Source organism: Bradyrhizobium sp. 63_E2_N1_3, from assembly GCF_052076005.1.
In the GTDB taxonomy this organism is placed as follows: domain Bacteria; phylum Pseudomonadota; class Alphaproteobacteria; order Rhizobiales; family Xanthobacteraceae; genus Bradyrhizobium; species Bradyrhizobium barranii.
Map to the genome: position 1 here is coordinate 3,261,467 of NZ_CP197235.1, position 25,106 is coordinate 3,286,572.

General features: G+C 64.2%; 27 protein-coding genes. 8 read left to right on the top strand and 19 right to left on the bottom strand.

The window, feature by feature from the left end:
* Positions 1-51: 51 nt before the first annotated feature.
* The 6 genes from AB7531_RS15045 to AB7531_RS15070 form a co-directional block, all read right to left on the bottom strand.
* A complete protein-coding gene (locus tag AB7531_RS15045) occupies positions 52-972 on the bottom strand; it encodes a hypothetical protein (protein WP_063986246.1) in 921 nt (306 codons plus the stop codon).
* 14 nt (positions 973-986) lie between these two features.
* A complete protein-coding gene (locus AB7531_RS15050; protein WP_063982301.1) occupies positions 987-1,283 on the bottom strand; it encodes a hypothetical protein in 297 nt (98 codons plus the stop codon).
* 108 nt (positions 1,284-1,391) lie between these two features.
* Positions 1,392-1,943 carry an inner membrane-spanning protein YciB gene (locus tag AB7531_RS15055; RefSeq protein ID WP_063982302.1) on the bottom strand — a complete coding sequence of 184 codons (552 nt, stop codon included), beginning with the start codon at positions 1,941-1,943 and terminating at the stop codon, positions 1,392-1,394.
* Positions 1,944-1,957: 14 nt separating this feature from the next.
* Positions 1,958-2,533 carry a hypothetical protein gene (locus AB7531_RS15060; protein ID WP_063982303.1) on the bottom strand — a complete coding sequence of 192 codons (576 nt, stop codon included), beginning with the start codon at positions 2,531-2,533 and terminating at the stop codon, positions 1,958-1,960.
* 76 nt (positions 2,534-2,609) lie between these two features.
* A complete protein-coding gene (locus AB7531_RS15065; protein ID WP_063982304.1) occupies positions 2,610-2,873 on the bottom strand; it encodes a hypothetical protein in 264 nt (87 codons plus the stop codon).
* A 74-nt stretch (positions 2,874-2,947) separates the two neighbouring features.
* A complete protein-coding gene (locus AB7531_RS15070; protein ID WP_063982305.1) occupies positions 2,948-4,345 on the bottom strand; it encodes a carotenoid oxygenase family protein in 1,398 nt (465 codons plus the stop codon).
* Between the two features lie 106 nt (positions 4,346-4,451).
* Between AB7531_RS15070 and AB7531_RS15075 the strand changes: the two genes are divergently transcribed.
* Positions 4,452-5,186, top strand: a complete 735-nt coding sequence (locus AB7531_RS15075) for a TetR/AcrR family transcriptional regulator (RefSeq protein WP_063982306.1) — start codon at positions 4,452-4,454, stop codon at positions 5,184-5,186.
* Between the two features lie 21 nt (positions 5,187-5,207).
* Here the strand turns inward: AB7531_RS15075 and AB7531_RS15080 are convergent, their stop codons facing one another.
* Positions 5,208-5,813, bottom strand: a complete 606-nt coding sequence (locus tag AB7531_RS15080; RefSeq protein WP_063982307.1) for a hypothetical protein — start codon at positions 5,811-5,813, stop codon at positions 5,208-5,210.
* A 161-nt stretch (positions 5,814-5,974) separates the two neighbouring features.
* Between AB7531_RS15080 and AB7531_RS15085 the strand changes: the two genes are divergently transcribed.
* The gene (locus tag AB7531_RS15085) at positions 5,975-6,532 is read left to right on the top strand and encodes an SET domain-containing protein (protein WP_063982308.1); all 558 of its coding nucleotides are present in this window, start codon (positions 5,975-5,977) and stop codon (positions 6,530-6,532) included.
* A gap of 130 nt (positions 6,533-6,662) precedes the next feature.
* Here AB7531_RS15085 and AB7531_RS15090 read toward each other — a convergent pair whose 3' ends face one another.
* The 10 genes from AB7531_RS15090 to AB7531_RS15135 form a co-directional block, all read right to left on the bottom strand.
* A complete protein-coding gene (locus AB7531_RS15090) occupies positions 6,663-7,061 on the bottom strand; it encodes a hypothetical protein (RefSeq protein ID WP_063986247.1) in 399 nt (132 codons plus the stop codon).
* 36 nt (positions 7,062-7,097) lie between these two features.
* Entirely contained in the window at positions 7,098-7,328 is a 231-nt protein-coding gene (locus tag AB7531_RS15095) for a hypothetical protein (protein WP_014494050.1), read from the bottom strand.
* Positions 7,329-7,712: 384 nt separating this feature from the next.
* Positions 7,713-8,768: a threonine aldolase family protein gene (locus AB7531_RS15100; protein ID WP_063982309.1), complete on the bottom strand. Its 1,056-nt coding sequence runs from the start codon at positions 8,766-8,768 to the stop codon at positions 7,713-7,715.
* Between the two features lie 17 nt (positions 8,769-8,785).
* The gene (locus AB7531_RS15105; RefSeq protein WP_028151212.1) at positions 8,786-10,423 is read right to left on the bottom strand and encodes an ABC transporter permease; all 1,638 of its coding nucleotides are present in this window, start codon (positions 10,421-10,423) and stop codon (positions 8,786-8,788) included.
* Positions 10,420-11,481, bottom strand: a complete 1,062-nt coding sequence (locus tag AB7531_RS15110) for an ABC transporter ATP-binding protein (RefSeq protein ID WP_063982310.1) — start codon at positions 11,479-11,481, stop codon at positions 10,420-10,422. The genes AB7531_RS15105 and AB7531_RS15110 overlap by 4 nt, the downstream gene beginning before the upstream one ends.
* 4 nt (positions 11,482-11,485) lie before the next feature.
* Positions 11,486-12,493, bottom strand: a complete 1,008-nt coding sequence (locus AB7531_RS15115) for an extracellular solute-binding protein (RefSeq protein WP_084795063.1) — start codon at positions 12,491-12,493, stop codon at positions 11,486-11,488.
* Between the two features lie 31 nt (positions 12,494-12,524).
* A complete protein-coding gene (locus AB7531_RS15120; RefSeq protein WP_063982312.1) occupies positions 12,525-13,703 on the bottom strand; it encodes a pyridoxal-phosphate-dependent aminotransferase family protein in 1,179 nt (392 codons plus the stop codon).
* Complete coding sequence (locus tag AB7531_RS15125) at positions 13,700-14,197, bottom strand: LeuD/DmdB family oxidoreductase small subunit (RefSeq protein ID WP_038956051.1); 498 nt, start codon at positions 14,195-14,197, stop codon at positions 13,700-13,702. The genes AB7531_RS15120 and AB7531_RS15125 overlap by 4 nt, the downstream gene beginning before the upstream one ends.
* Positions 14,194-15,456, bottom strand: coding sequence for a 3-isopropylmalate dehydratase large subunit (locus tag AB7531_RS15130; protein WP_063982313.1), 1,263 nt, complete (start codon positions 15,454-15,456; stop codon positions 14,194-14,196). The genes AB7531_RS15125 and AB7531_RS15130 overlap by 4 nt, the downstream gene beginning before the upstream one ends.
* Positions 15,457-15,458: 2 nt before the next feature.
* Positions 15,459-16,139 (bottom strand): RraA family protein, encoded by a 681-nt coding sequence (locus AB7531_RS15135; RefSeq protein ID WP_063982314.1) that lies wholly within the window; start codon positions 16,137-16,139, stop codon positions 15,459-15,461.
* A gap of 90 nt (positions 16,140-16,229) precedes the next feature.
* Here AB7531_RS15135 and AB7531_RS15140 point away from each other — a divergent pair, with 90 nt between their 5' ends.
* Positions 16,230-16,964, top strand: coding sequence for an IclR family transcriptional regulator (locus AB7531_RS15140; protein WP_063982315.1), 735 nt, complete (start codon positions 16,230-16,232; stop codon positions 16,962-16,964).
* A gap of 229 nt (positions 16,965-17,193) precedes the next feature.
* On the opposite strand, the gene AB7531_RS15145 is transcribed toward AB7531_RS15140, so the two are convergent.
* Together AB7531_RS15145 and AB7531_RS15150 are read right to left on the bottom strand one after the other, a co-directional pair.
* A complete protein-coding gene (locus AB7531_RS15145) occupies positions 17,194-17,781 on the bottom strand; it encodes an ANTAR domain-containing response regulator (protein WP_028151206.1) in 588 nt (195 codons plus the stop codon).
* The gene (locus tag AB7531_RS15150) at positions 17,778-18,953 is read right to left on the bottom strand and encodes a transporter substrate-binding domain-containing protein (protein WP_063982316.1); all 1,176 of its coding nucleotides are present in this window, start codon (positions 18,951-18,953) and stop codon (positions 17,778-17,780) included. The genes AB7531_RS15145 and AB7531_RS15150 overlap by 4 nt, the downstream gene beginning before the upstream one ends.
* 409 nt (positions 18,954-19,362) lie before the next feature.
* Here AB7531_RS15150 and AB7531_RS15155 point away from each other — a divergent pair, with 409 nt between their 5' ends.
* The 5 genes from AB7531_RS15155 to AB7531_RS15175 all read left to right on the top strand — a co-directional run bounded on the left by AB7531_RS15155 (position 19,363) and on the right by AB7531_RS15175 (position 25,106).
* On the top strand, positions 19,363-20,763 hold the full coding sequence (locus AB7531_RS15155) for an amidase (RefSeq protein WP_063982317.1): 1,401 nt from the start codon (positions 19,363-19,365) through the stop codon (positions 20,761-20,763).
* Positions 20,764-20,780: 17 nt separating this feature from the next.
* Complete coding sequence (locus AB7531_RS15160; protein ID WP_063982318.1) at positions 20,781-21,779, top strand: acetamidase/formamidase family protein; 999 nt, start codon at positions 20,781-20,783, stop codon at positions 21,777-21,779.
* Positions 21,780-21,813: 34 nt separating this feature from the next.
* Positions 21,814-23,055, top strand: a complete 1,242-nt coding sequence (locus tag AB7531_RS15165) for an urea ABC transporter substrate-binding protein (protein ID WP_063982319.1) — start codon at positions 21,814-21,816, stop codon at positions 23,053-23,055.
* Positions 23,056-23,153: 98 nt separating this feature from the next.
* Positions 23,154-24,020, top strand: a complete 867-nt coding sequence (locus AB7531_RS15170; RefSeq protein ID WP_063982320.1) for an ABC transporter permease subunit — start codon at positions 23,154-23,156, stop codon at positions 24,018-24,020.
* Positions 24,021-24,032: 12 nt separating this feature from the next.
* The gene (locus tag AB7531_RS15175; protein ID WP_063982321.1) at positions 24,033-25,106 is read left to right on the top strand and encodes a branched-chain amino acid ABC transporter permease; all 1,074 of its coding nucleotides are present in this window, start codon (positions 24,033-24,035) and stop codon (positions 25,104-25,106) included.

The window sequence follows — 25,106 nt, forward strand, 5'->3', positions numbered from 1 at the left end:
ACCTGAGCGCCTTGGCCCCGTGGCCAATGACCGCAGACTGACCGCAGCCCCTCAGCTGCAATTGGTAACCTGGTTCGAGCACAGCGAGCGCCACCAGCCGCGGACGCCGTCCTGGCTCTCGACGAGGCCCCAGAGGCCGGTACACGCAAAAATGCGCTTCGGGCCGCCGTCGGTGTCGATTTCGCCGCCGAGCTCGCGCTGGGCGGGCATCCATTTCGCATCGACGAAGGGCGCCTGAAACAGGCCGCCCATGCGCGTAGCGCCGTTGGCATAGGACGCGCCGACCTTGTTGGACGCGACCCAGCCGCGCCCCGCATAGGGTTTTGGCGCGCTGCGCGGATATCTCTTCTCGTCCTCGTAGTCCTTGCCTGGCGGCTTGGCGCCTTCGATCAGAAACCAGCCGTCCTTGACGCCGATGATGCGGAATTCGGTGAGCCATCCGCCCTCGGGCGTGTTCTCGGCGCCGCCAAGCTTCAGCCGATAGGGCGGCGGCAGCGTGCCGAGCACGCGCGCTTTCACCGAGGGCTCGGCGCGCACGTTGAGGCCATCAGGATCCTTGTCGATGGACCAGGCGCCGAGACCGCAGGGCTCGGTGCCGTCGGGCAGCGTTGCGCGCCTGGCGGCGAGATCGGCGTGGAGCTTTGCGAAATCGGTATCGTCGTTGTCAGGATCCGGCCCGCTGCGCGGCTTCAATTCGGCAGAGACTGCGCGCGTCGCATCCGGCGTCAGCGTGACGACAAGGGCCTGGCGCGCAGCGAACACGCTTGCCGGTGTCTTCGGATCGTTCGACGAGGCCGGATAGACGGCGAGGGTGCCGGTCGATCCTTCGGTCCGGTAGGCCGTGCCGGCGACATAGCCCGCCGGCACCATGGCGAGCGCGCTTGCGCGCCACGCCGGTTCGGTGTCGTCCGCGCGCGCCGCTTGCGTCGCGACACACAGGATCGTTGCCGCGATGAGACGGAGCACGCGCACGGTTCGCAACGTGCTTATGCGCGCTCGCCCGTGAACGGAAAACTGCCCATCGGGCCGATGCCCATCTCGCCGCTCATGCTGTCGCCGGACACCGTTCCGATGAACTCGAGCGTCAAAGGCATCGGATTGGTGATCGAGACTTTCCAGTTGACGGCGTCGCCGCTGATGGCGCCGTCGAAGATCTCGGCCGAATTGCCGTCGGCGCCCTGCGTCCCGGTCAGTGTGCCGCCGGAGCTCAGCAAGGTCAGCGTGGCCTTGCGCTCGCCCATGGGCGTCGTCATGGTCAGAGTCCAGTTGCCGTCCACGGCCATTCGTGTCTCCCAACTTTTTCCCGGCACCTCGCGACAATCCGCAAGGTGAGCCAGGGACGCCTATAGCCTAACTCGCGTGACGTGCCTAACGCTCTCTTTGACGCGCCCTTAAGCGCGGGCTGCGCGAATACGGCTGCCGATGAGCAGGCGGAAGGCCACGTACTGGATCGCGAACGCAACGATCTTCGCGCCGATCAGGACCACCGAAATATAGAAGGCCCACAGCTTCATGTCGCCGGTCATGGCAACCGCAACGGTCCCCGCGGCGAGCGCAAACATCAGCGCGGCCCAAGCGTAGCCCGCGAAGGTAACGTATTCCGGAATGGTCTCGGTCACGATCGCCGGCAGATAACGCAGCATCCAGCCGCGCTTGAGCATGATGATGCCGATCGCGACATGCCCGATCGCGGGCTTCGCCAGCACGAAGCGTGGGTCGTGGGTGAGCAGCGTTGCGCCGCCGAGCACGATGACTAGGCCGAGGCTCGCCCAGGTCATGTAGCCCAGCGTCTGGCCCTTGATCCGCGACCAGACCACCTGGCCGATGGCGCCAAGGATCGCGACTGCGGTCGCGAGGATGACGTTGTCGGTCGCGAGATAGATTGCCAGGAAGACGATGGTGGAGAGGAAATCAGAGACGAGCCGGCGGAATACGTCTTTCATCGTCTGTCCTGTCTTCAATGGGTGTGGGGCAGCGCGGCGGCGGGCGCAGCATATTTGATCTGACGATACTCGGGATACCACTTTGTGAAATAGATCGCGCTGTTGCGGGCGGCGAAGGCGACCGCGAGGCCCGACCAGAGCGGCAGGCCGGGGACGTAGAGCAGCGCGATGTTGGCGGCCATCATCAACAGCGCTGCGGCGGTCCAGGCGCCGGTGATGACGTAGTTGGCGGTGAGGAAGCCGGGCATCGCCGCCGTCTCGGCCGGGACCGTTTCAACCGCATATTGCAGAGTGAACGGGTGGCGGACCAGCATCGAGCCGAGCGAGATGACGAAGATGCCGATGTCGACCGACAGCTTGACGCCCAGCGTGCCGAGCTTCGGGTCGATCAGCGCGAGGTAGAGACCGATTGCGGCGAATACGATCGCCGAGCCCATCGCCAGGATCTTCACGGAGCGGCCGCGCACGACATCGACCGTGATGGTGGCGAGGCAGATTGCAGACGCGGCGAACACGCTGATCGTGGTCGACGTCACCAGCATCAGGAAAGTGTAGGCGCCGTAGGGCGCGAGGATCAGGAAAATCGCCATGAGCCGCCTCGGTCTCGCCAATCTTTACGATGTAAAGATGAATAAATCAGGAGCGGTGCCGGGTCAAGCGAAATCTTTACAGTGTCAAAATAACGTAGGTGACTTCCAAAAAGTGAAGGGCAGCAATGGCTTGGTCGGACGCCTCGTCGGCGAATTCCGCCCAGGGCAGGCGTGACAGGATCGGCAGCGCGGCGGCGAGCAGGAGGCCGACCGAGAGCAAGATGCCGCCATTGAAGATGACATGGCCGCTCCGTCGCGGCCGGATCGCCCGGAGTGCGAGCGCTGCGCAGGCCAGGGCGAGGACGGCAAGGCAATCTGCGGTGATCGAGGGCATGTGCATGCGAGGCCTCTTTGGTGACATCCGCGATGTCATTCCGGGGCTCGCGACGTCGTCGCGCCCCGGAATGACGAGAGTTATTGCGCGCCCACCCAATTGCCGTGAAAGCCGTCGGGCACGCGGTGGCCGAGCTGCACCAGCGCGACGGGGCCGGCTTCGACATCGGTGGCGTTGAACACGGCGAGGTCGCTGCGGTTCTCCCGCGCGCGCCAGACCACCGCCAGCAGCCAGCCGTCGCCTTCCGCTGCATCCGTCGCGCGTTCGACGAACACCGGCTCGGAGATGGTATCGCCGGCCGGCAGCAGATAATGACCGAGCCGTCTGCCGTTGCCGTCGACATGGACGACGCCCGACAGCGCGCCGAACATCGGCAGCCGCGGATTGGCGCAGGCGTACCAGCCGTGATGGCTTTTCAATCCCGCGCGGCGGTCGTCGATGCGGGGGAATTCGCCCGTGAGATCGTCGAGGTAAGTCTGCTGGAAGCGGTCGGTCTTCCCTGAGAGATCGAACGTCCAGCGGCAATGGCGGGCGCGCGATTTCTCCGGATCCGTCGGCCGGCCATCGGGATGCGGAAACAGCGGCGCTTCCTCGAACTGCATGACGTCGGCGATGATGCGGTTGCCGTCCTCCCACGCGTTCATGATGTGGAAGACGTAGCAGGCTTCACCGCGGAACCAGACGATGTCCTTCGCCGTGCCGTTGCGCTTCATCACGCCGACATAGGCGCCCTTGTCCGGCTCCCAGGCATAAGGCGGCCGTCCGCTCATCGCGCGCTCCATGCTGCCGGTGATCGGGAGGATCGGAAACAGCACATGGTTCTCGGTGACGATGAAGTCGTGCACCATGCTGGCGTAGGGCGCCTCGAAACGCTCGAAGCGCGTCGCCTTGCCGGAGGCGTCGATCGATCCGTAGGAGAGGGCAGGGGTCAGCGGACCCGCGGCGTTGTAGCCGAAGAACACGAGTTCGCCGGTGACCGGGTCGACCTTCGGATGCGCCGTGAAGCTGCCGGCGACGCGACCCTGATAATTGTGATAGCCGCGCGTCGCCAGCGTGCCCGGCTCGATCTCGGTCGGCAGATGCGCTTCTTCCAGCGCCAAGAGCTTGCCGGCATGAAAGATGATGTTGGTGTTGGCAACGCCGCCGTCGGTGAGGTTTTGCGGGGCATCCGGCAGCTTGCGGCCGAAGCCGCCGAACAGCGCGCGGCCTGCATCGTGCTCGGCCAGCCATTTCGGCGTGCGGACCCAGCGGTTGCGATAGCTGGCGCGGCCGTTCTCGAGGTGGAAGGCGTGCAGCATGCCGTCGCCGACGAACCAGTGCGCACCGGGCGCATCGAACTGCGGATTGGGACCGTTGCGATAGAGCACGCCATTCAGATCGCGCGGCAATTCCCCGACGATTTTGAGGAATGGCGCGTCGGCTTCGAATGGAATCGGACCGAGGTTATGGCGGCGCTCGGTGACGGCGTCGTGCTGCACGGCGTATCCCTCCCTATCTTTACATCGTAAAGATCGGATAATGCCGATTGCCGCATTCGTCAAGTGAAATCTTTACACTGTCAATATTGCGTCATATAGCTTGCAAATGGCCAAAAGCGACACCAAGAGCGAAACAGCGCGCAAGCCGCGTACACCGAGCAAGACATCGTCGGCCGCGAGCGCGCAGGCGCGTTCCGCACGCCGTCCGGCAGTAGCGAAGACGGAGACGCCGTATCATCACGGCGCCCTGCGCGAGGCGCTGCTCCAGGCCGCCGAACGGGTGCTGGAGCGCGACGGGCTGTCCGGCCTGACCTTGCGCGCAGTGGCGCGCGAGGCGGGCGTCTCGCATGCCGCGCCGACCCATCATTTCGGCGATCTCACCGGTCTGCTCAGCGAGCTCGCGGCCGTCGGCTTCCGCCAGTTCAACGCGGCGATGGCCTCGTCCTGCGACGCCGCCACCACGCCGCTGGAGCGCGCGCTGGCGCGGCCGAAGGCCTATGTCGCCTATGCGCAGGCCCATCCCGGCATGTACGGCATCATGTTCCGCACCGAACGCCTCGATTATTCCAGACCCTCGCTGCACGAGGCGGCCGAAGCCTCCTTCGCCGGGCTCGCCAATGCCATCGGCATGATGCGTCAGGAGCAGATCAGCGAAGATTCGCTGACGCTGAACCAGGGTGCGGCGATCGCCCGCGCCTGGTCCATGGTGCACGGCTTCACCATGCTGCTGCTCGACGGACGGCTCGAAGACATTTTGGGGCGGCTGCCCGAGGGGACGACGGCCGAACAGTTGCTCGAGGCGATGCTGACGGCGCCCATCACGGCGAAGCTGCCGGCATAGCGCGTTCGGGCGGGCGCTGCCCTAGCGCATCGTCGCGAGTTCGACCGCACGTCCACGCGTGCCGACAATCTTCACCTCGTCCTTGCCGCAAGTGAAGCTGCGGGCTAAATCGTCCGCCGCCTTGCGCGCGAGCTCATTGGCGGTGGGGTTGGCAATGGCATCGACATAGGCGACGTGGCAGACCGGCCCCGGCGGCAGCCGCGTCACGACGAGCATGGCCTTGGTGTTCGGCCGTCCCTGCTTGTCGGGATCGGTGCTATCGGCGATGTGCCAGCGCTGGATCATGGCAAACGGCTTGGTGCCCGCGCTACGCCATTCGACGGTGGCCTCCGATGAATTGAACGGCGCGAACCAGACCTTTGCCGCCGGTTCCTCCGCTGCGGCCTTGCGATTGCGGCCGATCGAGACGATTTCGCGCAGATCATCCTCGGCGATCAGCACGATCAGGCCGTTTTTTCCCGGGCAGACCCGTGTGGTGCCGCCGTCGAGCTCGCTGGGCTTGCCGATCTGGCGGCAGTCTTTTGGCGCCGTGGAGGAATAGGTGCTGCCCATGGATTGGGCGGCGACGTGACCCGCGCTCAGGCAAGTCAGCAGCACGGTCAGACAAAGGAACGCGATACGCCTCATGACGACGCCTTATACAGAGGGAACTCCCTCCATCAGACGTCTTCATTGTGGGCAAGGTTCAAACAGAGGCGGGATGTACCTGACAGCGGCGCGGAATCGTTCTAGAAGGGCGCCTTCCGCTGCGCCTACCGCGCTTCGTCCGCGACATATCTCATTCGATCATGCCAGCCATCGCTTCCAGCAAATCCTATCGCGTCGGCCGTTCCAAGACCGGACTTGGCCTCTTCGCTACCATGCCGATCAAGAAGGGGACCCGGATCATCCGTTATTTCGGACCGATCCTGGACGCCAGAATTCCCGCGCATGACGAGATCGAGAACAAATATCTGTTCGAGCTCAACAACCGCTGGACCATCGACGGGTCGGTGCGCAAGAACCTCGCCCGCTACATCAACCATTCCTGCCGCCCCAACGCCGAGTCCGACGTCCGGCCGCGCGAGCGCAAGGTCTTCATCCGCGCCATCAGGAACATCGAGCCGGGCGACGAGATCAACTACGATTACGGCACCGACTACTTCAAAGCCTATCTGAAGCCGATCGGCTGCAAATGCCCTTCCTGCGAGGCCAAGCGCAAGAAGCTGCGCGCCGAGGCCCGCGCCGAACGCACGAAGGTGAAGGCGCGCACGGAAGCCAAGGCCAAGAAGGCGGGCGCGAAGGCCGGCAAGAAGAAGCTCAACGGCCATGCCGTTGGCAAGAAGAACGGTCGCGCGCGGGCTTAGCCATTAGCCGCGGTGTCATGCCCCGCGAAAGCGGGGCATCCAGTACGCCGCAGCCCATCCGCATCCGTCTACTGTCTCGGAATACTGGGTCGCCCGGTCGAGCCGGGCGACGACAGCGAGTGACGTGGTCTCACGCCGCCACCACATTCCCGCTCTTCCGCAATCCCACATATTGCAGCTCGGCAAACACGCCGGTCGCAATCGCCTGCGCGACGACCATGAGCTCGCCGCTGATGTTCGGCGACACCGCGCCCGAGAACAGCAGCGCGATGCTACCGACCGTCCAGGCCGCGTTGCCGACCACGACCAGCAGCACGAGCGGCCTCGCCACGGAGCCACGCGAGGCAAGCCAGCCGACCAGCGCGGTGTAGGCGATCAGGAACAGGCCGGTTTCGCGCAGCAGCGCTTCAGGCAGGTTAAACAGCGATGCGAACGCGCCGGCGCCGAAGGTGAAGCCGACGGCGGCGACGCCGCTGAAGATGGCGTCGGCGAGAAGCGCGCGGCGCAGGAAGGTGGATGCGTCGATCATCGTGGTCTCCATGGTTGGGTTGGGCTTGGGGTGAATTCAGTGCCGTCCGCGCCACCAGGCGCGGAGCAGGCGGGCGAGACGGAACGGGCAGAGGCTCTTGCCGACGCCGTGCTCGAAGGCTGTGACCTGCGCGACGACATAGTGGCCGGTCGAATGCACCAGCGGCTCGGGCATGTTGAGGCTGCGTGCCAGCATGCGGGTCGCGAGCGTCACGGCCCAGGGAACAAGGTGGTCTGCGATGGTCCGGTAAAGCAGCAGCGCGATCATGGTCATCTCCTGTCGCGACCGAAGATGCGCCGTGGCGGGGACCAATTCGATTACCTCGCGGGTAAAAAATGCGCCCGTTCGCGACAGTCCTAAGGTGTTCGATGCTTTTCGCGAGGCGCGCGCAGGCTGGTCACCGTGCGCAGTCCCGAGACCATCGCTCTACTAGAAAGACGGGCCGGTTATTTGAAGAAGCGTTTCGGCAGGCTCTACCGGCAAGACATCACGCGCCCTAACGGGCGTGGCAGTTGGTTGAGCGTGTGTCGCTTGCCAAGCGATGCTCTTGTTGCGCAGGAGCTGCAATCGAAAATTGGAAGGCTGTAGACGCGTGAGTGACGGTGGGCGGGGCAACTATCTGCAGAATGATCGATTAAGGAATGATCGCTCTCAGCCTCCTGCAATCGCGCGATGGACGAGCGCGATGACCTCGTCGGCTTCCTGTTCGGTGCTGTCAAAGCGAGCCACGAACCGGATTACGTCCTGGCCCCGTCGCGCGAATTGCAGCCCGCTCGCTGCAAGACGGTTGATGGCCAAAGCGGGCAGGTTGATGAAAACCAGATTGGCTTCCACTGGCGCAATGAGCTGGACGTCGGGCAGCGCAGCGAGACCCGCTCCAAGACGCGCGGCCACGGCATTGGCCTTCGCCGCGAGCCGCAGATAAAGGCGATCCTCGACGTAGGCGAGCAGCTGTGCCGACGCGAAGCGCATCTTCGACGAGGTCTGGCCGGCGCGGCGAAGCCGATAGGACAGGGATTCGACGAGATCCTGGTCGAACACCACGATCGCATCCGCCGACATCGCCCCGTTTTTGGTCGCCCCGAAGGACAGGATGTCGACGCCGGCGCGCCAGGTCATGTCGGCCGGGCTGCAACCGAGCCGCGCCAGCGCGTTGGAGAACCGGGCGCCATCCATGTGCAGCGACAGATTCCTGTCGTGGGCGATTGCTCCGATTTCGGCGATCTCGGCGAGGGGATAGATTGTTCCATATTCGCTGGCCTGAGTGATCGACACCGCATCGGGCTGGGAGCGATTGCGGACTCCCCAGGCCGCCTGGCCCAGCGCCTGGCGCAGGCTCGACGGCTCGATCCGAAAGTTTCGGCCGGACATGGCGACGAGCTTCGCGCCGCCTGTGAAGGCTTCGGTCGCGCCGCCTTCCGCGGTGTGGATATGCGCCTCTTCGTGACAATAGATGGCGCCATAGGGCCGCGCGCAGCTCGCGAGTGACAAGGCGTTGGCCGCCGTACCGGTCGAGACCGGGAACACGGTGACCGCGGTCTCGAACAGCTCCGAGAAGCGCGCATTCAACAATCTCGAATAATCGTCGTCCCCATAGGCGGCGGCCGGGCCGCGATTGGCCTCGGCGATCGCTTGCAGAATCTCGGGGCAGACCGGCGCGACATTGTCGCTGCGGAAATTCGGGAGCGTCGGGGCTGCTTCGTTCATACCGTCCTGTCCTGCCGTCATATCACGGTTGATTCCTGCTTGTTGATGCGCCGATTGATCAGGAGCAACGGGATTGCGGTGACGAGGATAAGCACCGCGGCCGCGGCGGCCGCTAGACCCGCGCCGGTGCCCTCGATGGCATGGTACATCACGACGGTCGTGGTGACCCAGCCGCTCGCATAGAGCACAATGGTCGCGCTCAACTCGGATGCCGCGGTGATCCAGACCAGCACCAGCCCGCCGACAAGGCCGCTGGCCATCAACGGTACGGTCAGGGTCGCGAAGGTTTTGCTTGGCGAGACCCCGAGATTGATCGAGGCTTCCTCGAGCGAGGGATCGAGCTGGTGCACGATTGCCGAGGACGACCGGATCGCGAAGGGAAGCTTGCGGACGACATAGGCGATGACCAGGATCAGCCAGCCGCCGGTCAAAATCAAGGGACCGCTGTTGAACGCGATGATGAGCCCGATCGCCAGGATCGTGCCCGAGACCGCAAACGGCACCATGCCGACGAAATCGAGCAATCCCGACAGGCGCGAGCGGTGCCGGGCCACGACATAGCCGATCGGGGCGCCGATCAGCATGGTGGCGACGGCCGCGATGCTGGCGAGCGTCAGCGTGTTGAGCAGCGGCCGATAGGAGCCCGACAATAGGGTGGCGTAATTGCCCAATCCGAACTCCCAGGTCAGGACAGGGCCGCGAAAGCGCAGGAGGGAGATCATCAACACGGCCGCGAACGGCAGCAGCGAGGCAATCACAATGCCCCAACTCACGATCGTGGCCGTGAGCCGCAGTCCCGGCGTCAGAGGCAGCTTCGCGGGCGCGCTGCGGGCATTGGTCGAAAACCGGCGCTTGCCAAGGTAGTGCCGCTGAACGAGCAGCGCGATCGCCGTGCAGGCGATCAGGAGCACGCTGAGTGCGCCCGCCGCGGCCGGGTTGGCATCAGATTCGCCGGCGAACAGCTTGAAGATGTCGACGGCCAGGAACGGCCGGTCCTCAGCCAGCACCGCTGGCACGCCGAAATTCTCCAGTGCCTCAATGAACACCAATAGTCCGCCGGCAAGGATCGCCGGCATCACGATGGGCAGCAGCACGGTGCGGATCACATAGGGCCGTGAGCCGCCGAGATTGCGGGCTGCCTCCTCCATCGAGGCGTCGACTGCCTGGAATCCGGCCAGCACGGGCATGACGACGTATGGATAGAGCGTCAACGTGAACACGATGACGATTCCGGGCACGCCGTAGATTGATCCGATCGGGATGCCGATCCCGCGCAGAGCGGTGGTGACGACGCCCGCATGGCCGAACAGCAGCACGAGGGCGTAGGCGCTGACGAAAGAGGGCAGGACCAGCGGTAAGGACGCAAGCGTCAGCAGCAGCGCGCGGCCCGGTATGTCGATCCGGGCGAGACAGAAGGCGAGCGGGATGCCGATCGCGCATGCGAAGGCCGTCGCGAGCGCGGCGCAGAGCAGACTGTTGCCGATGCTGCCAAGATAGTAACGGCTCTTCACAATCGCCGCATAGTTCCCAAGTGTCAGGCCGCCCGTGCCGTCGATCCGAAAGCTTGCATCCAGGACGAGCGCCAGCGGGTAGAGCAGAAACACCGCGAGCAGCACCAACGCCGCCAGCGTCACGATGGTGGCGAAGCGTTTCATGGCGCTGGATACGCCGTGATCTGGGCAGGGTCGTAGGCAAGGGTGAGCGGCGCGCCGGGCAAGAGATCGAGCGCCTGGCCGCCGAGCGCCGCAATCCGAATCTGGGTGCCGTCCGGCAGGGTTGCGTGGAGGCGTTGTACCGGGCCGAGAAATTCACGCAGCGCCAGACGCGCATGCACAAGCGAGCCACCGGAACCGTCTCGCAGCTGCAGGGCCTCCGGCCTGACCGACAGCAACACCGGCGCGCCCGGCGCTGCGACCTCGCCTCTGACCGTGAATTCCGTTCCGGCTGCTGCGACAGGAGTGTTACGGCCGTCGAAAGCTCCAGCGATGCCCGGCACCATGTTGGTCGAACCGAGGAATTCGGCGACGAAGGCGGTCTGCGGCATCCGATAGATGCGCTCCGGCGTGTCCACTTGCTCGATCTTGCCGTGACGCAAGACGGCGATGCGGTCGGAGATGGCGAGTGCCTCCTCCTGATCATGTGTCACGTAGATCGCAGTCAGGCCGAGCGCCTGCTGCAGCTGTCGGACCTCGATCCGCATTTCGGTGCGCAACTGCGCGTCGAGGTTGGACAGCGGCTCGTCGAACAGGAGCACGGCGGGCTCGATCACGAGCGCGCGGGCGATTGCCACGCGTTGCAGCTGACCGCCGGAGAGCTGGTGTGGCGAGCGTGGACCGTAACCTGCAAGGCGGACCCGCTCGAGCGCCTTGTCGACGCGCGATGCGATCTCGGCAGCCGGAACCTTCCTGGCCTTCAGCCCGTAGGCCACGTTTTCGGCGACGGTGTGGTTCGGGAAGATCGCGTAGTTCTGAAACACCATGCCGGTGTCGCGGCGATGCGCGGGCAGAGCATCGATGCGCCGGCCGTCGAAGCAAATGGAGCCGGATTCGACGTCGATGAAGCCTGCGATCATGCGCAGCAACGTCGTCTTCCCGCAGCCTGACGGCCCAAGCAGCGTGAACAGCTCGCCATGCTTGATGTCGAGCGAGATGTCGTCCACGGCCCGCACCGCGCCGAAGGTGCGGGTCAGGTTTTCAATCCGAATCGCGGTCATCGGATCAGCGCGTGTTCTGGATCGTGGTCTTCAGCCGCGCGAGGGTGTCGCGACGGGCCGCTTCCCATTTGGTGTCGTCATAGGGTAGCACCTTGACCGCCGAGAACGGCAGCATCCCCGGTGCGACTGCCTCGAGCTCGATATCCTGACGGGCAGGGCGCCGGAACGTCGCCTTCAGCAACATCTCCTGGACTTCCTTGCTGGCCAGATAGTCGACCAGCCGTTTGGCAGGCTCGGGGTTCGGTCCGCCTTTCAGGATGGCCGCGCCCTCGACGCCCGCATAGGTGCCCTCGGCCGGATAGGCGACGCTCACCGGCGCACCGTTATGGGCCCACAGGAACCCGGCATATTCGAGCGTGATGCCAAGCGGATATTCGCCGCTGCCGATCCCGTCGAAGACCTGGGTCGAGCGGTTGAGCACCTTCGCATTCGCAAGCAGCCCGTCCATCTTGGTCCAGGCTGCGTCGTCCGCGCCCCACAGCGAGAGAAGCGTGGTCGCGGCCGCATATGAGAATCCGGAATTGGCAGGGTCGGTAAAGGCGAGCTTGCCTTTCCATTTCGGATCGAGGAGGTCTGCCCAGGCTTTGGGCCCGCTGGCCTTGTCGATCGCCTTGGTGTTCTGGCCGATCACAACGACCTGGATGTTGGTGCCCAGCCAAAGGTCGTTTGGATCGCGAAATTGCGCCAGCACGGCTTCGCGGCCCTTCGCCGCGTAAGCCTGAAGGTGCGGGCTCGCCAGCCGCAGCAGCGTCGCACTGACGCCCCAGATCACGTCGCCCTGCGGATTGGCGGCCTCGGACGCGACGCGGCGCACCAGCACACCTGATCCGGTCGAGACCACGTCGACCTTGATTCCGGTCGCCTTGGCGAAGCCTTCGGCTACAAGCTTGTTCACGGTGTCGTCGTTGGCCGAATAGAGCACGACGTTCTGCTGGGCCGAGGCCAGCTCGGCCGCGAACAGCGATGCCGCGAGCGTCACGACTCGGGCGAGGATGGAGGCAGGAGATCTCATCGTGGTTCGCCCTCGTGGGTTCAGCGATTGCTCATGCGGTTGCGGCGAGGTACTCGGTGGCCGCCTTGAGCCCGGCGCCGGGTTCGATCGGCAGGCCGAACTTCGTGAGTGCGTCCTCGAGATGCAGAAGGTCGGTCAGAATGGTCCCCGCGCTCAAAGCACCCATCGTGCCAAACCGGATGACACGGCCGGAGAGACGGTTGCGGGCGCCTGCGATCACCGTGCGGTGATCCTGGTAGAGCTGCCGCACGATGGCTCCGCCTTCGAGCCCGTCGGGGACCTTGAAAACCACGACCGTGTTCGAGCGTGGCTCATCGCGGCAAAAATCTGCGAGTCCAAGCGCCGCGCCGCCGGCGCGCAGCGCGGCGGAGAGCTTCTTGTGGCGCGCGAGCACATTGGCGAAGCCTTCCTCGTGCATCATCGTCAAGGCCTCACGCAGGCCATAGATGAGGCTCACCGGTGCCGTGAACGCGGTCTCGTTCTGCTCTGCGGATTTCAGCGCGCGACGGAAATCCCAATAGAAGGCCGATCGCTGCTCGTCCTGCCCGATCACGCGCCACGCCTTGGCGCTGACGCTGGCAAGTGCGAGGCCGGGCGGGCACATCAAGGCCTTTTGCGAGGCCGAGACGACGATGTCGACGCCCCATTCGTCCTGCCGCATCGCGATGCCGCCGAGGCCGCTGACGGAGTCTGCGATGAGCAGTGTTGGCCGGTCGCGCACCAGTGCGCCGAGCGCCGCGAGATCGGCCACGATCCCGGTCGAGCTCTCATTGTGCACGACGACGACGGCGCGATAGGCGTGCTCGCGCAATCGGGCTTCCACCGCGGCGACATCGATCGCCTGGCCCCATTCGATCGCGACCGTGTCGACGGTGATGTTCATGGCCTTGGCGATCGTGGTGAAACGCTCACCGAACTGACCATGCTCGACTACGAGGATCCGATGGCCCGGTCCGGCCACGTTGACGAGCGCAGCCTCCATAACGCCGGTTCCGGAGCTCGCAAAGAACAGGATGCGGTTCGTCGTGCCTAAAATCGGGCGGATCATCTCCTCCGCCTCGCCGATTGCAGTCCGGCATTCGGGTCCGCGATGGTTGACCATCACCCGAGCCATCGCCTGCCGCACCCGCTCGGGCACTTCGGTTGGACCGGGAAGCCGAAGACGGTATCCCGTCGAGGCAATGGCGCTCGGAGTGTCTGTGGTCGTCATAGCTTGAAGTCACCGTTTTGACGCATGTAGGGAACGAGGCCGCCCGCGCGCAGGATCGCCAGCATGATCGGCGGCAGCGGCTCCGGGCTGAGCGTCTCGCCGCTGCGTTCGTTGCGGATCGCGCCGGTGCCGTCGGAGATCAGGATGTCGCCCTCGCGAATCCCGCCGGTATCGCAGACGAGCGGCAGCAGGCCGTTGTTGATCGCGTTGCGGTAGTAGGTGCGCGAGAAGCTTCGGGCCAGCACCGCCGGAATGCCGGCGCCGAGCACTGTTGTGACGGCGACTTCCATGGCTGAGCCGCAACCGAAATTCTTGCCTGCCACCAGGATGTCTCCGGGTTGCACAGAGGCTGCAAAGGTCGGATCGACATGCTCGAACAGGAATTGCCTGAGAACGGCGGGGTCGAGGCTCTCCCGCTTGCGGGTCGAGCTGATGATGGAGTCGGTGTTGACGTCGTCGCCGACAAGTCGCGCGCGTCCTCGCAGGGCTGTCATCGCGACACCTCGCGAGGATCGGTCACGACACCGCGGGTCGCGGCGGCTGCGCAAGCTGCCGGGGAGGCGAGATAGATCGATGCCTTGGCGTTGCCCATGCGGCCTTTGAAGTTGCGGTTGGCGGTCGAGATCACCGAAACCCCGTCGCCGGGGATCACCCCGCAGGTCCCGCAGCAGGAGCCGCAGCCCGGCTCGACCACGGTGGCGCCGAAGCCGACCAGGGCGTCGAGCGTGCCATCGGCCGCCATGGCGTCGCGGACCTCGCGCGATGCCGGCGTGACCACGAGCTGCACGCCGGGCGCGACGCCTCCACCCGCCTCGAGCACGGCGAGGGCTTGATGGAAGTCGCGTAACCTGCCGCCGGTGCAGGTGCCAAGATAGACCATCTGTACCGGCGTGCCGGCCGCATCCTCGAGCGCCACGACCTGATCCACCAGATGCGGCAACGCGATCCGCGGCGTGAGGGCGTCGACCGCAATCTCCACGGTCCGGCTGTAGTGCGCATCCGGATCCGCTGCGACCGGTTCGAAAGCTTGGCCGGTGCGGCCCTGCAGATAGGCGACGGTTTCAGCATCGGCCGGGAAGATGCCGGTCTTCGCGCCCATCTCGACCGCAAGATTGCTCAGGACGAGGCGGTCCTCCAGCGCGAGGGTGGCGACACCCGGTCCTGCGAATTCGAGTGCCTGATAGGCGGCACCGTCAGCGCCGAGCATGCCCGCGAGGGCCAGTGCGATATCCTTCGCATAGACGCCGCTCGGCAGTTGTCCGGTCAGGACGACGCGGATCGAATCCGGCACGCGCAGCCAGATCCGGCCACACAGCATGACCGCGGCGAGATCGGACGAGCCGATCCCGGTCGCAAAGCAATTCAGTGCCCCGTATGTCACGGCATGGCTGTCGGCTCCAACGACCAGACCACCCGGCAGAGCGCGGCCCGTCTCCACGATGAGCTGGTGACCGATTCCTTCGCCAGCTTCATGCAGCGTGACGCTGAACCGCCTGGCGAAGTCCCGCATCACGCGGTGCAGCTCGATCGTCTGCGGGCTTGTCGGCGGCACGTAATGGTCGAGCGCAAAGACCAATCGGGCGGCATCGCGCACGTTCTCTCCGCCCATCGCCTTGAAATAGTCGAGCGCCATCGGGACCGAACCGTCGGTGCCGAGCGCGCAATCGACCTCGCAGACCACGAGGTCCCCGGCGTGCGCATCCTGCCCGGATTTTCGAGCGAGGATCTTCTCGGAGATCGTACGCCCGGCCATCGCTAGACCTCTGGCATCTCGCAGCCGAGACGTCGGAGCGAGGCGTCGACCCAGCTACGATCGAGCGTGCCGGCTTCGATCGCCGCCATTTGCTTGGTCTCGGCAGCCTGCTTGGCTTCGGCTGCCTCGATCACCGCTCGGCAATCGTCGATGGCGACGGCTAGCACGCCGTCGTCGTCGCCCAGCACCAAATCCCCGGACTGGATGGCCATGCCGCCGATCGCGATCGGTCCGTTGATCTCGCCCGGACCGTCCTTGTACGGACCGCGATGGGTGACACCCGCCGCGAAAACAGGAAGGGGGTTTGCCCGGATCGCAGCGGCATCGCGGATCGCGCCATGGATAACGATGCCGGCGACGCCGCGCCGGGCGGCCTGCGCGAGCATCATCTCGCCGAAGATTGCGTTGCTGAGGTCGCCGCCCGCATCGACCACGATGACGTCGCCGGCAACCGCGATGTCGAGCGCTTTGTGGACCATCAGATTGTCGCCGGGGCGCGTCTTCACGGTCAAAGCGGGACCGGCCATGCCGCCAGCTGCATGCATCGGCCGGAGCGTGGCGCCGCCCGCGGCCATGCGCGACATCACATCGCTGATGTTGGCGACCGGAAGGGCGCGAGCCCGTTCGACCCATTCGCCTGCGACAACACGCTTGCGGGAAAGGATCCTGAACCCTACGGCCATATCAACCCCATTGAAAATGGAACGCCGTTACGCATAGTGTAACGGTGACGAGCCGAGGTCAACTGAAAATCGGCAGGACAGGGATTTTCGATGCCCAAGACGCAAGGGGTCGCCGCCGTGCAACGGGCGTTGGCGATCCTGGATACCTTCGCTGGAGCCGGGTCGCGCAGCCTGGCCGACATCGCCAAGATCACGGGCTTGGCGAAACCGACCGTAATGCGCTCGCTGGTGTCGCTGGATGAAGCCGGCTACGTCGTCCGCCTCAGCGACGGCCGCTACGCGCTCGGCGCAAAGACATTCCAGCTCGGCACCACCTATCGGGCCAATTTCAATCTCGAACAGCATGTGCTGCCGGTCCTTCAGCGGCTAAGCCAGGAGACGTTGGAGAGCAGTGCGTTCCACGTGCGTGAACGCGATAGCCGGCTTTGTCTGTTTCGGGTGGATTCGCCGCAACTCGTGCGCGACGTCGCGCGGCCCACAAATCTCGCGCCACTCGATTTGACCTCGACGGGACAAGTGCTGCGGACGGCGCGCTGGGCAGACCGCACGGATGGCGGCGTGCAGGTCTTCGTCAGTTCCGGAATCTACGACGCTGTGACGGCCTCCCTCTCCACCGCCGTTTTCGGCCACGAAGGAGCGCTGGTGGGCGCCATGACCGTGAGCGGCCCAATCGAACGCATCCGTCAGGCCGATCTCCAGGCGCTGGCGTCCCGGCTCACCGACGCCTCGTATCGGCTCTCACTTGTGCTCGGCGCGCCATTGCCCCGCGAGGTCGGCGCGCCGCGGATCATCAGTCTGCCATCGGCCGAAACAGGCTCTCCCTGACGCCGCCCCGTTCGGGGCAGCACTATTTCGACCGGCAAGCTCGTGAATAGACTCCGCTCAGGTCTTGTACAAACTGTAGAGATTGGACTCAAAGCTCGCCTCCGCAACTCTGAACCCGGTCACGATGTCCTCGCGAAACTTGAGCCATTCGGCGTAGATCAGCCTACGCCTCACCATTGCCGGTAGGTCAGGCGAAGTGCGGTGAGGAATGCACACGTATGGAAGTGAGCTAGCCGGTTGCGCGCGGGAGCATGCCCTTGGCGGTAATCTCCGCCGAAAGCTCTTCGATCGTCTTGCGTTGTTCCATGGCGGCTTTGCGGATCAGCGCAAAGGCGGCTGGTTCTGCGAGCGCGTGCGAGTGCATCACCTGGAGAACGGCGGCGAGCACGACGCGACGCGACCGAAGACGCTGCTCGAGCTTGACCACCTGCTGCTTCAATTCGTTGGTGCGTTCGCTTCGCTCGATTGCCATGACGAGCGCCGCGTAGATGCCGGCCGAGCGCAACGGCTTGACCAGGAACGAGGCTGGATCGAGCTCGAACACTAGCTTCAGCCGGCTCGGCGTTTCGGTGCCGAGCAGGGCGATGACCGGGCAGCGTCCTAGGAACGCGCGTCGTGCCGGTTGCGTCAAAGGCAGGAACTCGTCATCGATCAACGCCAGATCCGGCGCGAAGTCGATCGCCTCTGTCGGCTCCCACGCGATGCTGTCGACTCCAAGACGCTCGAACTGGCGTCGCACGATGGTTGCGTCGCGTTCGTCCTTGATGGCGACGATTGCCTTACGCCCGCGCAGCGAAAATGAAGACGGTCTGCTCATTTTACAACCCGCAAATGCGGCGCATTCGGCAATGCGCCGCCCGCCGAGGTCTCCCTCGAAGGGCTGACGGCAACGTCGAGCTGCGTCAGGTAAGGATCAGGCTTAACAGGCGCGTCGGCTTCCCAGAAGATATCAAACTGTCCTCGCGGATTGGAAACGGCAAGCCGCGGTGTAAGGACGCAATGATTGTTGCCGCCGTCGATCCAGACCGGCCCTTGCGGCGAATTGTAGCGATGACCGGCCGCAGCGCGCCGCACCTCGGCGATGTTCGATGTGCCAGCGCGCTGCAATGCGCGCGCCAGCAGATAGACGGCGACATAGGCGGACTGCCCGTCGACCGAGGGGCTGCTGTCGTCGCCATAGCGCGCCTTCCAGCGCGCAACGAATGCGCGGTTCTCCGGCAGGCGGATGCTCTCGAAATAAGCCGATGACGTGATGCAGCCGGCCGACGCCGGTCCGACGATCGACAGTTCCGGCTCGCACAGGCTGCAGCTCAGCATCGGAATCTCGAGCCCGGCGGCCTTGGTTCCGGCGTGGAAGGCGCGAATGAAGTCATAGCTCGAGCTTCCGACCAGCGTGTTGAACACGATCGGCGGCTTGCGGCGGACGATCTCGTCGACGATATGCCCGACGGCGCTTTCGCCGAGTTCGAGCAGCCGTTCGGCCAGGATGTGGCCGTCTGCCGCGCTGACCAGCTCCCGGGTGACGCGATTGGTCTCCCATGTCCAAACGTAGTTGGAGCCGACGCAGAAGATCTCCCGGGACAGATTGTCGAGCACGTACCGGACGAGCGGCAGGACGTTGTGATTGGGCGAGGCGCCGACATAAATGACGTTGTCGGAGCACTCGAAGCCTTCGTAGCGCGCAGGATACCAGAGCAGGCGATCGGTGCGCTCCACGATCGGCAGAACTTGTTTGCGCGACGCCGACGTGTAGCAGCCGATGATGTGCTCGACGCCGACATTGCGGATGAGATCGTCGCAGACCGTATGGTATTCGGAGATGATGCCGCGAGGATCGCGGATATGAGCGGCAATCGAGAAGCCGAACTCCGTCTGGTTGTTGATCTCGTCGACCGCCATCATCGCGCTCTTGAGGATCTCGCGGCCCATAGCCTGATATGGCCCGGACTGCGAGCAGATGATGCCAACGGGAACAGACGGTTTTGTCATTGACGACTTTCGGTAGTGCAACGCGAAGATGAAATCATCATCGGCGATGACAGTGCAAGTGGCTTGCCGTTTTGCTGCGCAGCACTATCGAAATTTAGGCAGAGAGCATCGTTGACAATGCGATGGGCAGTTACTTAGACTTTTCTCCTACAGGGCTACCTGTCGAACCTCGCGTGCGCCGATCTGGCCGATGACGTCCAGCTCCTTGCACTAAGTGCTTCGTTCGATTGCGGCCCCTAAGCGATAGATCATAGCCGCGGCATTTGAGCCATTCGTCGCCTCATTCGGGAGGGACGGGTGGCTTTTTTCGTTTGCCGCCAAGGAAGCTGGCGATGCGTCCGCGTCGCCAGAACGGTGACGCATGCGCGGAGACGACCGCGCGTCACATCGAGTGTGAGGATGAAGAACGATGGCGGCAACAGATCTCCACTATCTCGGACTCGTCGACGTCGGGCGGAAGATCCAGGCGAAGGAGCTGTCGCCGGTCGAAGCGACCAAAGCGATGCTCGGGCGTATCGAGAAGCTCGACGGCAAGCTCAAGAGTTTCGCTTATGTGATGGCTGACTCGGCGCTCGCGGACGCTGCCACGGCCGAGAAGGAGATCGCTTCCGGAAAGATCAAGGGGCCGCTGCATGGTGTGCCAGTGGCGGTCAAGGATCTCTGCTGGGCCAAGGGCGCGCCGGCGGCCCATGGCATGACCATTCATCGAGATTTCCGTCCCACCGAGGATGCAACGGTAGTTGCGCGGTTGAAGGATGCCGGCGCCATCATCCTCGGCAAGCTGCAGCAAACCGAAGGCGCCTACGCCGATCATCACCCGAAGATCGACCCGCCGAAGAACCCGTGGAACGCGGATCTCTGGCCGGGGGCATCCTCGAGCGGCTCCGGCGTCGCTACCGCGGCGGGCCTCTGTTTCGGCTCGCTCGGCACCGATACGGGCGGATCGATCCGCTTTCCGTCCGCGGCTAACGGCGTCACCGGGCTCAAGCCGACCTGGGGACGCGTCAGCCGCTACGGCGCATTCGAGCTTGCGGCGACGCTGGATCATATCGGCCCGATGGCAAGAAGCGCAGTCGATTGCGGCGCCATCCTCGGCGTGATCGCGGGTCAGGACCCCAAGGACACGACGTCGGTTCCGCTGCCCGTGCCTGACTATCTCGCCGGTTTGTCCGGCGACCTTCGCGGCGTGACGATCGGCGTCGACCGGCGCTGGACCAGCGAAGGCACCGATGGCGATGCGGCCAAGGTGTTGACCGAGGGTCTGCGTGTAGCGGCCGATCTCGGCGCGAAGATCAAGGAGATCACGTTCCCCGATCCCAAGGCGGTCATCGACGACTGGTTCCCGCTCTGCGGCATCGAGGTCGCCGTCGCGCACGAGGACACCTATCCCGCGCGCAAGGACGAGTACGGCCCGGCGCTCGCTGGCCTGCTCGATCTCGGTCGGCAGCAGTCCGGCATGGACTATCAGAAGATCGTGCTTCGGCGCGAAGCGTTTCGTGGCGCCGTCCGCCTTCTGTTCGAATCGGTCGATCTCCTCGCAGTGCCGGCCCAGGCATTCGCCGCGCCCACGCTCGCCAAGATGGCGTCGCTCGGCGAGGACGCCTCGCTGATCGCAGGCTTGCTTCGCTTCACATGCCCGTTCGACATGACGGGAAGCCCGACCGTGACGCTACCCGGCGGCTTCGCCGCGAATGGCGGTCCGGTTGGCTTCCAGTTCGTCGGTCGTCATTTCGATGAGGCCGGCCTCGTTCGCGCGGGCGATACGTTCCAGCGCGTCACCGACTGGCACAAGCGTCATCCCGGGATCTGAATTGAGGAGCCATTCGTATGTCTGCAGAAGACTGGTTGAAGAATTCGATCATGGCCAAGCGCGCAGTCGCAAAGGGCGCGACCGGCGCGACGCACAGTCTGACCATCGAGCAGCAGGGCAGCTTCCACTACGTCTACGGTCCCTACGCCAAGCCGACCCTGTCGATCGACCCGGGTGGAGTGGTGGTTGTCGAGACGGAGGATGCGTTCGGCGGTGTGCTCACCAGCGAGAGCGACAGCCCCACCGCCAAACTGAACTTTCCCTATCTCAACCCGCAATGCGGGCCGATCGCCGTCAAGGGCGCCAAGAAGGGCGATTGCCTCGCGATCTACATCCGCGACGTCGAGACCCGCGGCGAGCAGCCGGCCGGCACGACCTGCATTATTCCTGAGTTCGGCGGACTCGTCGGAACAAGCTCGACGGCGCTGCTCAATCCGCCCCTGTCGGAGCGCGTGAAGAAGCTGCATGTCGACAGGAACGGCATACGCTGGAACGACAAGATCACGCTGCCCTACGAGCCGTTCATCGGCACCATCGGCGTCTCGCCGGAGATCGAGGCGATCTCGTCGCTGCAGCCTGACTACCACGGCGGCAACATGGATCTGCCCGACGTCGCGCCTGGCGCGATCATCTACTTCCCGGTGCATACCGACGGCGGGATGCTCTACGTCGGCGACTGCCATGCGACGCAAGGCGACGGTGAGCTCTCCGGCGTGGCGCTCGAGCAGCGCGCGACCGTCACGCTGCAGGTCGACCTGATCAAGAACTGGAGCTTTGCCTGGCCGCGGCTCGAGACCAAGGACTTCATCATGACGATCGGCAGCGCCCGTCCGCTCGAGGACGCGGCGCGTATCGCCTATCGCGAGCTCGTGCGCTGGATGGCGGCCGACTACGGCTTCGACGAGATCGACGCCTACATGCTGCTCAGCCAAGCCGGGCGGATGCGCCTCGGCAACATGGTCGACCCAAAATACACGATGGGAGCATCGATCCTGAAGAATTACCTCAAGCCATGACATCCAGTCGCTTTCAGAAACAGGGGATATCACGATGAGTTCGGGACGCAAGTTAGGGATGGTTTTGCTCGGCGCCATGCTCGGTACCGCAGCGGCAATGACCGTTGCTCGGGCCGCGGAACCACCGTTGAAGGTGGGTCTGCTCGAGGACGTGTCGGGCGATCTCGCCTTCATGGGCATGCCGAAGCTGCACGGCTCGCAGCTGGCCGTCGAAGAGATCAACAAGAGCGGCGGCATCCTGGGGCGGCAGATCGAGCTGATCCATCTCGATCCGCAGGGCGACAACGCCCGTTATCAGGAATTCGGCCGACGTCTGCTCAATCGCGACAAGGTCGACGTGCTGATCGGCGGCATCACATCGGCCTCGCGCGAGGCGCTGCGTCCCATCGTCGACCGCACCTCGACGCCTTATTTCTACACCAACCAGTATGAAGGCGGTGTCTGCGACGCCAGCATGATCAGCATGGGCGCGGTGCCCGAGCAGCAATTCTCGACGCTGATCCCGTGGATGGTCGAGAAGTTCGGCAAGAAGGTCTATGTCATCGCGGCCGACTACAATTTCGGTCAGATCTCGGCGGAGTGGAACCGCAAGATCATGAAGGATCTCGGCGGCGAGGTCGTCGGTGAGGAGTTCATTCCCCTCGGCGTGTCGCAGTTCGCGCAGACGATCCAGAACATTCAGAAAGCGAAGCCGGATTGGCTGCTTACGATCAATGTCGGCGCTGCCCAGGATTCGTTCTTCGAGCAGGCGGCTGCGGCCAACCTCAATCTGCCGATGGGATCGTCGATCAAGGTCATGCTCGGCTTCGAGCACAAGCGGTTCAAGCCGCCGGCGCTTAACAACATGCATGCGACTGCGAATTGGTTCGAGGAGATCGACACGCCGGAGGCTACCGAGTTCAAGAAGCGCTGGCACGCGAAATTCCCTGACGAGCTCTACATCAACGACATGGGCTACAATGCCTATAATGCGCTCTACATGTACAAGGCGCTGGTCGAGAAGGCGAAGTCGATCAAGCTCGACGACATGCGCAAGGTCATCGCGACCGGCGATGCATGCATCGACGCTCCCGAAGGCAAGGTGTGCATCGATCCGAAGAGCCAGCACACCTCGCACCGCATGCGCCTGATCTCGGTCGGGCCGAAGCATGAGGTGAAGGTCGAGAAGGACTATGGGACGATCCAGCCGTACTGGCTTGGCGAAATCGGTTGCGATCTCACCAAGAAGAACGACAAGGACCAATACACGCCGAGCCATCTCCCGAAGAAATCGTGACGCCTGACGGGCACGGATTTTGCTCGTGTTGAGAGTTGCGTTCTTGGACAAGGCCGGCGCCGCAACGATGCGGCGCCGGGATCGACAAAGGGACCAAGATGTCGGCTGAAGTATTCTCGGTATTCTATCAGTTCGCCGACGTGTTCGCGTTCCTCATTCTCTCGGCCGCAGGTCTCGCTATCGTGTTCGGCATGATGGGCGTCATCAATATGGCGCATGGCGAGTTCATCATGTGCGGCGCCTATGTCACCGTCGGCCTGGTGAATCTGGGCGTTCCGCTCGCAATTGCCCAGATCCTGGCCGCGCTGACGGCGGGGCTCATCGGTATAGCCGTCGAGTTCCTGATCGTGCGGCGCTTCTACAAGCGGCCGCTGGATTCTCTGCTCGCCACTTGGGGGCTCAGCCTCATCGTGACGCAATCGATGCTCCTGATTGTCGGTTCAGCCGTGCGGGGCATCGGAACGCCCGAAGGAAGCTTCGCAATCGGCGGCTATACGTTTTCGACCTATCGTCTGGTTCTGTTCGGTTGCGCGGTGGCCGTGCTGGGCGGTCTCTACATCGTTTTCATGAAGACGCGCTTTGGTGTGATCGCCCGGGCGACGATGCAGAATGCGGCGATGGCGAAGGCGCTGGGCGCGCGAACGGGCCGAATCTATTCGATCAGTTTCGGGATCGGCACCGGCCTCGCCGGACTTTGCGGGGCGCTCTACGCGCCAACGATGACGCTGATCCCGACCATGGGGGCGACCTTCGTGGTCGAAAGCTTCGTTACGGTCGTCATTGGAGGGGCAAACGTGCTGCTCGGAACAGCGCCGGCCGCTGTGTTCCTGGCGATGATCCGGATGGCGCTGAACGCGAGCTACGGCCAGATCATCGGACAGATTGGCATGCTGGTCGCCGTTATTTTGATCATTCGGGTGTTGCCCGAGGGGCTCTCCAGCGTTCTGGTTCGTCGTGGGCGCTAAAGGGAATCTGTGATGTTCAAGCTGCTGGAAGGTCCGCAGACGCTCGGACGTGGCAAGATCTTCTGGTCCTGCTTCCTTGCAGTGCTCGCGGGCGCACTGACATATCCGCTGTTCGCCGACTCCTATGATGTAGGGAATTTCGCCTATTTCCTGATCTGGATATTCATGGCGCTCGGCCTCTGCCTGATGTGGGGCTATGGCGGGATGCTCTCGTTCGGCCAGACCTTGTTCTTCGGCATCGCCGGTTACGGTTATGGCGTGCTCGCGATTAACATGGGCGGCGGCACCGCAACGATCGCCGCGCTTGCGCTGTCCGTTGTCCTTGCGATGGTGGCGGCTGGCATCCTCGGCTATTTCATGATCTGGGGTGGCATCAACGGCATCTTCTTCGGGATCGTGACGCTGTCGGCGACGCTGGTGCTTGCCTTCTTCCTCGGCCAGACCGCGGGGCCGGAATGGCACATCGGCCCGGCGCGGCTGAATGGCTTCAACGGCATGAAGGGCATGGACCCGCTCGCCGTCGGCGACTTCTATATCGAGGGATCGGCGCTCTACTACGTCATGATCGCGCTGATCGTGATCGTCTATCTCGCGTTGCGCATGCTCGTGAATTCGGGCATCGGCAACGTTATCGTGGCGACGCGCGAGAACCCGCAGCGCGCCGAGATGCTGGGTTATGACGTCCGGAAATACCAGCTCCTGACCTTCGTGATCGGCAGCGGCCTCGCAGGGCTGAGTGGTGCGCTGTACACGTCCTGGGGCCAATTCATCACGCCGTCCAGCATCGGCCTGCCTGCGGCGGCGATGCCCATCGTATGGGTGGCTTTCTCCGGACGGAGCGATCTGACCGCAACTCTGGTCGGATCGTTCCTGCTGCTGTTCGGCTTTCAGACCATCACGGTCTACAGCCAGCAGGCAGCACTCGTGCTGATGGGAGCGCTGCTGCTCGCCACGGTGATGCTGGCGCCGCAGGGTTTTGTGCTCGGCATCGGCAAGCTTGCTGCCGATTGGTGGAGCGGACGTCGGCGGCGCGATGATAGCCCCGTCATGGCGGAGGCTGGTCGCTTGCAGTCGGAAGAGTCCTGA